This window comes from Pseudomonas sp. MYb60 (assembly GCF_002979555.1).
In the GTDB taxonomy this organism is placed as follows: Bacteria; Pseudomonadota; Gammaproteobacteria; order Pseudomonadales; family Pseudomonadaceae; genus Aquipseudomonas.
This window is the reverse complement of record NZ_PCOZ01000007.1, coordinates 66772-78521: the sequence shown is the minus strand read 5'-3', so window position 1 is coordinate 78521 and position 11750 is coordinate 66772. Positions and strand designations below refer to the sequence as shown.

The 11750-nt window shown below is 61.4% G+C and carries 8 protein-coding genes; 4 read left to right on the top strand and 4 right to left on the bottom strand.

All coding sequences use genetic code 11. The features are described from left to right. Window positions 1–289: 289 nt before the first annotated feature. Both xdhC and guaD read left to right on the top strand, forming a co-directional pair. Window positions 290–1129, top strand: a complete 840-nt coding sequence (gene xdhC, locus CQ041_RS13725; RefSeq protein ID WP_105523005.1) for a xanthine dehydrogenase accessory protein XdhC — start codon at window positions 290–292, stop codon at window positions 1127–1129. Between the two features lie 12 nt (window positions 1130–1141). Further along, entirely contained in the window at window positions 1142–2446 is a 1305-nt protein-coding gene (gene guaD, locus CQ041_RS13720; RefSeq protein WP_105523004.1) for a guanine deaminase, read from the top strand. A gap of 78 nt (window positions 2447–2524) precedes the next feature. Here the strand turns inward: guaD and CQ041_RS13715 are convergent, their stop codons facing one another. Further along, window positions 2525–3289 carry a GntR family transcriptional regulator gene (locus CQ041_RS13715; protein ID WP_105523003.1) on the bottom strand — a complete coding sequence of 255 codons (765 nt, stop codon included), beginning with the start codon at window positions 3287–3289 and terminating at the stop codon, window positions 2525–2527. A gap of 214 nt (window positions 3290–3503) precedes the next feature. Here CQ041_RS13715 and CQ041_RS13710 point away from each other — a divergent pair, with 214 nt between their 5' ends. Continuing rightward, window positions 3504–4694, top strand: a complete 1191-nt coding sequence (locus CQ041_RS13710; protein ID WP_105523002.1) for a benzoate/H(+) symporter BenE family transporter — start codon at window positions 3504–3506, stop codon at window positions 4692–4694. A gap of 37 nt (window positions 4695–4731) precedes the next feature. Here CQ041_RS13710 and CQ041_RS13705 read toward each other — a convergent pair whose 3' ends face one another. After that, on the bottom strand, window positions 4732–5076 hold the full coding sequence (locus tag CQ041_RS13705; protein WP_105523001.1) for a YggL family protein: 345 nt from the start codon (window positions 5074–5076) through the stop codon (window positions 4732–4734). A gap of 234 nt (window positions 5077–5310) precedes the next feature. Between CQ041_RS13705 and dacB the strand changes: the two genes are divergently transcribed. Next, on the top strand, window positions 5311–6771 hold the full coding sequence (gene dacB, locus CQ041_RS13700; protein WP_105523000.1) for a D-alanyl-D-alanine carboxypeptidase/D-alanyl-D-alanine-endopeptidase: 1461 nt from the start codon (window positions 5311–5313) through the stop codon (window positions 6769–6771). Here dacB and CQ041_RS13695 read toward each other — a convergent pair. Both CQ041_RS13695 and rlmKL read right to left on the bottom strand, forming a co-directional pair. Beyond that, window positions 6768–9173, bottom strand: a complete 2406-nt coding sequence (locus CQ041_RS13695; RefSeq protein ID WP_105522999.1) for a diguanylate cyclase — start codon at window positions 9171–9173, stop codon at window positions 6768–6770. The genes dacB and CQ041_RS13695 overlap by 4 nt on opposite strands. 204 nt (window positions 9174–9377) lie before the next feature. Next, on the bottom strand, window positions 9378–11642 hold the full coding sequence (gene rlmKL / locus CQ041_RS13690) for a bifunctional 23S rRNA (guanine(2069)-N(7))-methyltransferase RlmK/23S rRNA (guanine(2445)-N(2))-methyltransferase RlmL (protein WP_105522998.1): 2265 nt from the start codon (window positions 11640–11642) through the stop codon (window positions 9378–9380). Window positions 11643–11750 lie beyond the last annotated feature (108 nt).

Sequence of the window (11750 nt, the reverse complement as noted above, 5' to 3'; positions counted from 1 at the left end):
CTGTGAATACATTCAAATGTGGGAAACCGAGATGGCTTCGCTTTAGACCGAGGCGCTGCCATCGGGGGCAAGCCCCCTGCCACACTGGATTGGGTTCACATATTTCAATCTGTGAATACATTCAAATGTGGGAAACCGAGATGGCTCCGCTTTAGACCGAGGCGCTGCCATCGGGGGCAAGCCCCCTGCCACACTGGATGGGTTCACATATTTCTATCTGTGAATACATTCAAATGTGGGAGGGGGCTTGCCCCCGATAGCGGCCTCACAGACATCACAAGAGGTGACTATGAACAACTGGATCAGCGCCCTCGCCGACCTGCAGAACCAGGGCGAACCCTGCGTCCTCGTAACCATCATCGAAGAACTCGGCTCCACGCCGCGCAACGCCGGTTCCAAGATGGTCATCAGTGCTGCCCAGACCTTCGACACCATCGGCGGCGGGCACCTGGAATACAAAGCGATGCAGCTCGCCCGCGACATGCTCGCACGCGGCCAGCAGAGCACCCACCTGGAGCGCTTCAGCCTGGGTGCCAGCCTCGGCCAGTGCTGCGGAGGCGTGACCGTCCTGCTGTTCGAACCCATGGGCCAGGTGCAGGCGCAGATTGCGGTGTTCGGCGCCGGCCACGTCGGCCGCGCCTTGGTGCCGCTGCTGGCGAGCCTGCCGTGCCGGGTGCGCTGGATCGATTCGCGTGAACAGGAGTTTCCAGAACATATCCCCCAAGGCGTGCGTAAAATCGTCAGCGAAGAGCCCGTCGACGAAATTGCTGACCTGCCGGTGGGCAGTTACTGCATCGTCATGACCCACAATCACGCGCTGGACCTGGAACTCACCGCGGCGTTGCTCAAGCGCAACGACTTCGCCTACTTCGGCCTGATCGGTTCCAAGACCAAGCGCGTCAAGTTCGAACACCGCCTGCGCGATCGCGGTTTCGACGCTGCCCAGTTGCAACGCATGCGCTGCCCCATGGGCCTCACCGAGGTGAAGGGCAAATTGCCGGTGGAGATTGCCATCTCCATCGCCGGCGAGATCATCGCCACCTATAACGCCAGTTTCGGCCAGCACACTGCCAGCGCCGAACCCATTGCCAAATTGCTGCCGGCTTCACGTCGCAGCCACGCCATTTGAATTGAGACGACCATGCCTTTGACTCGCAAAGCCTACCGCGCCGCCCTGCTGCACAGTATCGCCGACCCCGCTGAAGTGGGGATCGAAGCGTCCTACGAGTATTTCGAAGATGGCCTGCTGGTGATCGAGAACGGCCAGATCAGTGCCGTCGGCCATGCCGGCGACTTGCTGCCGACCCTGCCGGCCGATATCGAGATCACCCACTACCAGGACGCGCTGATCACGCCGGGCCTGATCGACACCCATATCCACCTGCCACAAACCGGCATGGTCGGCGCGTATGGCGAACAGTTGCTGGACTGGCTCAACACCTACACCTTCCCGTGTGAAAGCCAGTTCGCCGACAAGGCCCACGCCGAGGAAGTCGCCGACATTTTCATCAAGGAACTGCTGCGCAACGGCACTACCACTGCGCTGGTGTTTGGCAGTGTGCACCCGCAATCGGTGAATTCGTTCTTCGAAGCCGCCGAAAAACTCGACCTGCGCATGATCGCCGGCAAAGTGATGATGGACCGCAACGCGCCGGACTACCTCACCGACACCGCCGAAACCGGCTATCAGGAAAGCAAGGCGCTGATCGAACGCTGGCACGGCAAGGGCCGCCTGCACTACGCCGTCACCCCGCGTTTTGCACCGACCAGTACGCCGGAACAACTGGCGCTGGCCGGGCAACTGCTCGGGGAGTACCCGGACCTGTACATGCAGACTCACATCAGTGAGAACAAGCAGGAAGTCGAATGGGTGAAGGAACTGTTCCCGGAGCGCAACGGCTACCTGGATGTGTACGACCACTACAAGCTGCTGGGCGAGCGCTCGGTATTCGCCCATGGCGTGCACCTGTGCGATGACGAATGCGCGCGACTGGCCGAGACCGGTTCGGCAGTGGCGTTCTGCCCGACGTCGAACTTCTTTCTCGGCAGTGGCTTGTTCAACCTGCCCATGGCGGAAAAGCACAAGTTGAATGTAGGCCTGGGCACCGACGTGGGCGGCGGCACCAGTTTCTCGCTGCTGCAAACCTTGAACGAAGCCTACAAGGTCATGCAGTTGCAGGGCGCGCGGTTGAGTCCGTTCAAGTCGCTGTACCTGGCGACCCTGGGGGGTGCGCGGGCGCTGCGCCTGGAAGACAAGATCGGCACGTTGCAACCGGGGACCGATGCGGACTTCCTGGTGCTGGATTACAACGCTACGCCGCTGCTGAGCTATCGCTTGAAGCAGGCCAATAACATTGCCGAGACGTTGTTTGTGTTGATGACGCTGGGGGATGATCGGACGGTGCTGCAAACCTATGCGGCCGGGCAATTGGTGCACCAGCGCTGATTTTCAAAGCAACACTATTCAAATGTGGGAGGGGGCTTGCCCCCTCCCACGTTTTTGGTCCCCATTGCGCCCGGAAAATTACAGCTTGATGGACGAACGCCCCGGTTTCTTGGTCTGCAACAGGTGTGAAAACACCGCATGCAGATCATCCGATGCACTCTCTTCATCGAGGTTGAGCTTGCTGTCGATGTGATCCATGTGATGCATCATCAGGTTCACCGCCAACACCGCGTCCCGCGCTTCTATCGCGTCGATCAACTGGGTGTGCTCATCGTATGAGCAATGCGAGCGGTTGCCGCTTTCGTACTGGGCGATGATCAACGAGGTCTGGGACACCAGGCTGCGCTGGAAGCTGATCAGTGGCGCATTCTTCGCCGCTTCGGCCAGCTTGAGGTGGAACTCACCGGAGAGGCGAATGCCGGCGCCGCGGTCGCCACGGGAAAAGCTGTCGCGCTCGTCGTTGACCATCTGGCGCAGCTCGGCCAGTTGTTCAGCCGTGGCGTGCTGCACGGCCAATTCAGTGATCGCGCGCTCTACCAGGCGCCGCGCCATGAACACTTGGCGGGCTTCCTCGACACTCGGGCTGGCAACCACGGCACCGCGATTGGGCCGCAGCAGCACAACGCCTTCATGGGCCAGCCGCGAAAGTGCCCGACGGATGATGGTGCGGCTCACGCCGAAGATTTCGCCCAGTGCCTCTTCACTCAATTTGGTACCGGGTGCCAGGCGTTGTTCGAGGATCGCCTCGAAGATATGCGCGTAGACGATATCGTCCTGGGTTCCGCTGCGACCGGCCTTGCCGGCTCGCGGTGTTTTCTTGAGAGGTTGCAACTGTTCGTTCATGGGCACTCGGGTTTGGAGAACGGCGGCGAAATAACGGTAATACGGCAACAACGGGTTGCTGGCAAGTATCACCTAAAAACATGGCACATTGTACACAACCGAATGCGCCAACACACTGTACGGCTGTTTGCGGCGGCGGCTGTATTGCAATGAGTGGTTACGTTTGAGTTTAGGCTTGAATCCGCAACTTCTCTGGTTAAAGGAACACCTTTTCATGACCGACGCCACCCAAGCGCCGCTGCGCCCGCTGGCCGACACTTCCCCATCGGCCATTGTCGCCGGCTTCATCGCCATGATGACCGGCTACACCAGCTCGCTGGTGCTGATGTTCCAGGCCGGCCAGGCCGCCGGCTTGACCACGGCGCAGATCTCCTCGTGGATCTGGGCGATCTCCATCGGCATGGCGGTGTGCAGCATCGGCCTGTCCCTGCGCTACCGCACGCCCATCACCATTGCCTGGTCCACCCCCGGCGCGGCACTGCTGATCACCAGCTTGGGCGGGGTGAGTTACGGCGAGGCAATTGGCGCCTACATCACTTGCGCGGTGCTGGTGACGATCTGCGGGCTGACCGGCAGCTTTGAAAAACTGGTCAAGCGTATCCCTGCGTCTCTGGCAGCGGCCCTGCTGGCCGGGATCCTGTTCAAGATCGGCAGCGAGATTTTCGTGGCCGCCCAACATCGCACCGGGCTGGTGCTGGGGATGTTCTTCACGTACCTGGTGATCAAGCGCCTGTCGCCGCGTTATGCGGTGCTGGCCGCGCTGGTGATCGGCACCCTGCTCTCCGGGCTGATGGGCTTGCTGGATTTCAGCGGCTTTCACCTCGAAGTGGCGACGCCGGTGTGGACCACACCGCACTTCTCCCTGGCAGCGACCATCAGCATCGGCATCCCGCTGTTCGTGGTGGCGATGACCTCGCAGAACATGCCCGGCGTCGCGGTGTTGAGGGCCGACGGCTACAACGTGCCCGCCTCGCCGCTGATCACCGCCACCGGCCTGGCGTCGCTGGTGCTGTCCCCCTTCGGTTCCCACGGCATCAACCTGGCCGCCATCAGCGCTGCCATCTGCACCGGCCCCCATGCCCATGAAGACCGTAACAAACGCTACACGGCGGCCGTGTGGTGCGGGGTGTTCTACGGGATTGCCGGGGTGTTCGGCGCGACCTTGGCGGCACTGTTCGCAGCCTTGCCCAAGGAGTTGGTGCTGTCGATTGCGGCGCTGGCACTGTTTGGCTCGATCATCAATGGCCTGAGCATTGCCATGAATGAGCCCAAGGAACGGGAGGCGGCGCTGATCACCTTTATGGTCACGGCGTCGGGCTTGACCCTGTTTTCCATCGGGTCGGCGTTCTGGGGGATTGTCGCGGGGGTGTTGACGCTGCTGATTCTGAACTGGCGCAAGGCATAAAAAAACGGCGACCCTGAGGTCGCCGTTTTTTTCAGTATCACTTAGCCGCGTTGATCGGCTTATCCGGATACCACACGTCCAGCAGCGGGCTGACTTCAGCGCTTTTCAGTTCGCTGCGGCCTTTGAGCCAGCCTTCAACAGCAGCACGCTGTTCTTCGCTGACCGAGCCACGCTTCTGCAGGCATACCAGACCGTAGTCATCGCCGCCTACATAGCCAAGGCCATTGGCCTCCATCGCTTCTTTCAGGAATGCGTCGAGGAAAGCATCGATAGCTTCTTCACTCAGGCCTTCGTTGAAGTCCAGGTTCAGTTCGAAACCCAGCTCTTGGAATTCATCAACGCACAGTTTTTTGCGCAGACGCTGGGAACGGTTAGTCGCCATGGAACAATCCTCTTAAGTAATAACGGCGGCACTTTAGCAGTTTAAGGCGGCGATTGCCCGACTCTCTGGGACGGGCGGCAAATTGCGGGCAAAAAAACGCGAATTTCCAGCTATCGTTCAGCTACAAGAGGCCCTGCCTTGGGGCATAATGCCGACACTTTCATGACCAATGAGGGATTTTTCTTACATACCCCTCGCCTTTTCACCCTTCTCAGCAGTAGGGTTCTACTCTTTATGATCAAATCTTTGCGTCCATTGCTTCTCGCCGGTTTCCTTCTGCCGCTGGCCGCCACGGCCACCGCCGCCCCCGTCAACAACACCCTGCCGCCGAACGTCCAACAGGCACTGTCCAAGGCCAAGCTGCAAAATAACGCACTGTCCCTGGTGATGATCCCGCTGAACGGCCCGGGCACGCCCACCGTCTTCAACGCCGACGTATCGGTCAACCCGGCCTCCACCATGAAGCTGGTCACCACCTACGCGGCCCTGGAAATGCTCGGCCCCAACCACCAGTGGAAAACCGAGTTCTACACCGACGGCACCCTCAGTGGAGGCGTGCTGCACGGCAACCTCTACCTCAAAGGTGGCGGCGACCCCAAGCTGAACATGGAAAAACTCTGGTTGTTGATGCGTGACCTGCGCGCCAATGGCGTGCAGCAAGTCACCGGCGACCTGGTGCTGGACCGTGCATTCTTCAAGCAGCCGCTGCTGCCCGAGTTCAATGACGACGGCAACGACGAGAACAAGCCCTTCCTGGTCAAGCCCGACGCCTTGCTGGTCAACCTCAAGGCGCTGCGCTTCGTGACCCGCAACGATTCGGGCCGGGTGCTGGTGTCGGTGGAGCCGCCGATTGCCAGCATCCGCATCGACAATCAGGTGAAGGTCTCCAACGCCAAGCAATGCACCGGTGATGTGCGCTACAACCCGGTCACGGCGGCCGATGGCAGCATGACCGTGACCGTGAGTGGCCAACTGGCGGAAGGCTGCAGCTCGCAGACCTACCTGTCGCTGCTGGACCACGCCACGTACACCGCCGGCGCGGTGCGCGCGATCTGGAAAGAGCTGGGCGGCACCATCCAGGGCCGTGATATCCAGGCCCCGGTGCCCAAAGATGCCAAGGTACTGGCCCGTGCGTTCTCGCCGGACCTCGCGGAAATCATCCGCGACATCAACAAATACAGTAACAACACCATGGCTCAGCAACTGTTCCTGAGCCTGGGCGCACAGTTCCGCAACGATGCCGATGGCGACGACGCCAAGGCGGGCCAGCGGGTCGTGCGCCAGTGGCTGGCGAAGAAAGGCATTACCGCGCCGCACCTGGTGATGGAGAATGGCTCCGGCCTGTCGCGTGCCGAGCGGGTCAGCGCCCGCGAGATGGCCGCCATGCTCCAGGCGGCCTGGAAAAGCCCTTACGCCGCCGAGTTCATCAGCTCGATGCCGATTGCAGGCACCGACGGCACCATGCGCAAACGCCTGAAAACAACGGCCATGCGCGGTGAAGCCCACATCAAGACCGGTACCTTGAACACCGTGCGGGCGATCGCCGGATTCAGCCGTGACAATAACGGCAACACTTGGGCGGTGGTGGCGATCCTCAACGATCCAAAACCATGGGGTGCGTCGTCGGTACTCGACCAGGTGCTGCTGGACCTGTACCGCCAGCCGAAAACGGTGGCGGCGGCACCAGTGCTTTAAAGCACAGCGATATTCCCACAGTTTTCCACCCGGTCCCTGCCCGCCTGCTTGGCCACATACACGGCCGAGTCGGCGCGCAGCAACAGCCCGTCGATACCTTCATCCATTCGCCAACTGGCCACGCCAAAACTGGCGGTGACGATGCCCACCGGCTCCATCGGTGCACCGCGCAACGACTCCCACAGCTCCATGGCGAGGCGGTACGCGTGTTCGCCGTCGGTATTGGGGCACAGCACCATGAACTCTTCGCCCCCCAAACGGCAGAACACGTCGGAACGGCGCACGCGCTGGCTGATGCGCTTGCTCAGTTCCTGCAAGACTCCGTCCCCGACCGCGTGCCCATACTGGTCATTGATGCGCTTGAAGTGATCGATGTCCAGCATGATCACTGACAACGCCCCCGAGCTGCGGTTGAGCCGAACCATCTCGGCCTTGAGGCGATCCTGGAAATAGCGTCGGTTGTGAATACCGGTCAGGGCGTCGGTGATGGACAGCGCGCGCAGCTCTTCTTCCACCCGCTTGAGATCGGAAATATCCGACACGTAACCGTGCCAAAGCGTACCGCCGCCGGCGAGTTCTTCCGGCGTGGCCTCGCCACGGATCCAGCGCAGGCCTCGTTGCGGCAGCAACACGCGGTACTCCTCGCGCCAATGGCTCAACTGCAACGCCGACAAACGAATGGAGGCGCGCACACGCTCCACGTCCATCGGGTGAATGCGCTCGAACACCTGCCTGGCGTCCTGCTGCAAGGCACCGGGGTCGATCTCGTAAATGTCACGCATGCCATCACTGGCGTAGATAAAGCGCCCGTTGTCCTGGGGTTCCAGAATGAACTGGAAGATCCCGCCCGGCACATGGGCACTGAGTTTTTTCAGCAGGCGATCCCGCGCCGCCAACGCCTCGTAGGCGCGTTTCTGTTCGGTGATATCGAGGTAGATCGCCAGATGGCCGATCCACAGGCCGTGGTCATCCAGCAGCACGGTGGCAAGCATGTTCACGGTCAATTGGCTGCCATCCTGGCGTATCAAGGTCCACTCGCGGGCCTCATGCAGCGCGTCGGGACTTTCAACCAGCATGGCCTGGCTGGCCGGGACGCGCTTGCCCAGGGCCATGCTCAGGCTGGTGGCGCGAACTTCCAGTTCGGCCGCCACGTGCAGGGCTTCCAGGGTCATGTTGCCCACCACTTGCCCGGCCTTGAACCCAAGCATCTGCTCGGCGCCTGCATTGAAGGTGTTGATGACCCCGCGCAAGTCCGTGGCAATGATCGCAACCTGAGTGGCGGCATTCAGCACGCTGCGCAATTGGCCGTGGGCGCCGCGCAACTCCTGTTCGCGCAGGCGCAATTGCACGGTGCGCTGCTCGACCATCTTCAAGGCGCGCTGACGCTGGCTCACCAACACGTACAGCAAGGCACTGAGCAGCAGGCTGAGCAAACCGCCCATCGCGAGGATCGTTCCGAGGGAAGAGTGGTTGGCCTGGTCGAACACCTGGCTGGGACGCATGCTGAGGGCATACACATGGTCGCCAAGGGTCAGGCGCCGTGCGGCCACAAGCTCGCTGTCACCCAGCGCATTGGCGGATTCATAGAGCACACGCTGTTGCAGGTCGGAGGTGTCGATGATCTGCATCACCAGATTGTCCCGATCCGGCTTGGGCAAGCCATCGGCCACCAGTTGGCGCATGCTGATCACGGCCATGACAAAGCCGTAGGGGTCATTCTGCGACTGCCCATTGGCTGGCAGGTTGCTGACCGGCGCTACCAGTAACACCCCGGTGGCGTAAGCCGGCTCCACTCCCACCAGTTGCATGGGTTGCGACACGGCCTGCCGGCCGCTTTTCTGCGCGCGTTCGAGCACCGAACGTCGCAGGGGCTGGGCCAGCAGGTCAAACCCCAGCGGCGCCCCCAGCAGGCTTTGGGTCTGGCTGTAGAGCACTGGCACGTATTCATCGCGCTCAGCTGCGGGCACCAGTTGACCGGCCGCATTCAACTCACGGATGACAAAAGGCGCGCCGTTTTCGCGGGAAACGTCTTGTTCGAATGGGCTGCGCTGCTCACGAAACACCCGGGGCGCCCAGGAATAGGCACGCGCGCGCAACAGCAGGGGCTGGGCAAAACCGTCGAACTCGTCGCGGGACACATCGCTGGAATTGACGAAGAACCGCTGCAGGCTGTTCAGGCGCTGTTCCTGATCCTCGAAGCGCTCCTGCAAGCGGGTATGGCGCTCATTGGCCAACAACTGAAAGCGTTGGCGCAGCTGCTGCTGGTACAGGTCGGAGGCGGCCCAGGCGACGATGCCAGTCAGCGCTCCGCCCGCCAGCAATACGACGGATGCCACCAGCCACGCTGAGGCCTGCTCACTGATAAAACCTAGGATCTTGGGGCGAACAGCTTGCAACGGCATAGGCACCACTCACAACGCCAGCGTGCGGGGGGGGTGTCACTTTGGCTAGGCCTTAAGTTATAGCCATCGGTCCAGTATTTGACCAGTGCAAAACACCTGCAGGAGCGAGCTGGCTCGCGAAGAATGGCAAGACGCCGCGTTTATTCGGAACAAACGCGGCGTTCTTGAGTTTTTCGCGAGCCAACTCGCGCCTGCGTAGCGCAATCAGCGCGCGGTGATTTTCCAGGCACGGTGGATCTTGGCGTTGCGCGCAAAATCCGGATCGATGGTCTTGTCGCTGATTTCCTCGACCGCATAACGTTCGCTGAGGTTGTCCTCCAGTGCGAACTTGCGGAAGTTGTTCGAGAAGTACAGCACGCCGCCAGGCGCCAGGCGCGCCATGGCCAGGTCGAGCAACTGCACATGGTCGCGCTGCACGTCGAAAATGCCTTCCATGCGCTTGGAGTTGGAGAAGGTCGGCGGGTCAATGAAGATCAGGTCGAACTCATCGCGACTGGCTTCCAGCCATGCCATCACGTCACCCTGCTCCAGACGGTTCTTGTCGGAGAAACCGTTGAGGGAGAAGTTGCGACGCGCCCAGTCCAGGTAGGTCTTGGACAGGTCGACACTGGTGGTGCTGCGGGCGCCGCCCTTGGCTGCGTGCACACTCGCGGTGGCGGTGTAGCAATACAGGTTGAGGAAGCGTTTGCCGGCCGCTTCTTTCTGGATGCGCATGCGCATCGGACGGTGGTCGAGGAACAGGCCGGTGTCGAGGTAGTCGGTGAGGTTGACCAGCAGCTTCACGCCGCCTTCGCTGACTTCCGTGAACTTGCCCTGAGCGCTCTGGCGTTCGTACTGCTTGGTGCCGCTCTGGCGCTCGCGACGCTTGACCACCACACGGCTCTTGTCGATGTTCAGCGCCTGTGGAATCGCGGCCAAGGCATCGAACATGCGCGCGGAGGCTTTTTCCGGGTCGATGGATTTCGGCGCGGCGTATTCCTGCACGTGCACCCAATCGTGGTACAGGTCGATGGCCATGGAGTATTCCGGCATGTCGGCGTCGTACACACGGTAGCAATCCACGCCTTCACGCTTGGCCCACTTGCCCAGCAATTTCAGATTCTTTTGCAGGCGGTTGGCGAACATCTGCCCGCCTTCGCTCAGGCGCGGCTGTTCAACCACCGGGGCCGGCGCGGGTTTGATCGGGTTGCCGTTCTTGTTGTACTGGCGCTCTTGCGGCTCGGCCGGGGCTTGATCGTAAGCAGCTTGCTCACGTTCGGCCTGGCGCTGCTCAGGGGTACGGCGTTCGCCCGTGACGAACTGATCCGGGTTGACCTTGATCAGCAGCAATTTGCACGGCAACGCGCCGTTCCAGAACGAATACTGCTTGTGACTGCGGATCCCCATGCGCTTGCCCAGGTCCGGTGCGCCGGTGAACACCGCCGCCTCCCAGCCCATGCATGCCTGGCGCAGACGCTCGCCGAGATTCTGGTAGAGGTACAACAGACTGGCTTCGTCACCCAGACGCTCGCCGTATGGCGGGTTGCAGATAACCAAGCCTTTCTGGTTCTGGTCCGGGCGCGGCTCGAACGTGCCGACTTCGCCCTGGTACACCTTGATCCAATGACTCAGGCCGGCGCGCTCGATGTTATTGCGCGCAGGTTGGATCAGACGCGGGTCGGCTTCATAGCCGCGCACCCACAGCGGCGGCTTGTTCATGCCGATGGCAGCACGTTCCGACGCTTCGGCGTGAAGCTTCTTCCACAGTGCCGGAACGTGTCCGAGCCAGGTGGTGAAACCCCACAGTTCGCGATTGAGGTTTGGCGCCATGTCGGCGGCGATCATGGCGCCCTCCACCAGGAAGGTACCCACACCGCACATCGGGTCAGTCAGCGCGCCGCCTTCGGCAGCGATACGCGGCCAGCCAGCGCGGATCAGGATCGCGGCCGCCAGGTTTTCCTTCAACGGTGCAGCGCCCTGTTGCAGGCGATAACCGCGCTGGTGCAGGCTGTGGCCGGACAGGTCAAGGGACAGGATGGCTTCGCCACGGTCCAGGCGCAGGTGGATGCGCAAGTCAGGGTTGATCTTGTCGATGGACGGACGTTCGCCGGTCGGGGTGCGCAATTTATCGACAATCGCATCCTTGACCTTCAGCGCGCCGAAGTGGGTGTTGTCGATGCCCGAGCCGTGACCGCTGAATTCCACGGCAAGGGTGCCGTCCGGGACCATATGGTCGGCCCATTCGATATCCAGCACGCCGTGGTAGAGGTCTTCAGCGTCCTTCATCGGGAAGCGCTTGAGCACCAGCAACACGCGGTTGGCCAGGCGCGACCAGAGGCACAGGCGATAGGCGGTTTCCATGTCGGCCATGCCGCGCACGGCCGAGGTGTGCTCGCGGGCTTCCTCAAGGCCAAGCCCGACGGCTTCCTCGATCAGCAGGCCTTCGAGGCCCTTGGGGCAGGTGAGGAAGAGTTCAAAACGGTCCGACATGGGGCATTCCAGGCTTTTCAGCAATAAATGAACGGGCGACGCATCGCCGGCTCGGTTTTCAATCAGGCACTTTTCTTGAAGAGTGCCCGCGTGGCACAAATGTGCCGT

Excerpts from the sequence above, each read along its gene's own strand:
- xdhC (WP_105523005.1), top strand. The coding sequence starts at position 290 with ATGAACAACTGGATCAGCGCCCTCGCCGACCTGCAGAACCAGGGCGAA.
- guaD (WP_105523004.1), top strand. The coding sequence starts at position 1,142 with ATGCCTTTGACTCGCAAAGCCTACCGCGCCGCCCTGCTGCACAGTATC.
- CQ041_RS13715 (WP_105523003.1), bottom strand. The coding sequence starts at position 3,289 with ATGAACGAACAGTTGCAACCTCTCAAGAAAACACCGCGAGCCGGCAAG.
- CQ041_RS13710 (WP_105523002.1), top strand. The coding sequence starts at position 3,504 with ATGACCGACGCCACCCAAGCGCCGCTGCGCCCGCTGGCCGACACTTCC.
- CQ041_RS13705 (WP_105523001.1), bottom strand. The coding sequence starts at position 5,076 with ATGGCGACTAACCGTTCCCAGCGTCTGCGCAAAAAACTGTGCGTTGAT.
- dacB (WP_105523000.1), top strand. The coding sequence starts at position 5,311 with ATGATCAAATCTTTGCGTCCATTGCTTCTCGCCGGTTTCCTTCTGCCG.
- CQ041_RS13695 (WP_105522999.1), bottom strand. The coding sequence starts at position 9,173 with ATGCCGTTGCAAGCTGTTCGCCCCAAGATCCTAGGTTTTATCAGTGAG.
- rlmKL (WP_105522998.1), bottom strand. The coding sequence starts at position 11,642 with ATGTCGGACCGTTTTGAACTCTTCCTCACCTGCCCCAAGGGCCTCGAA.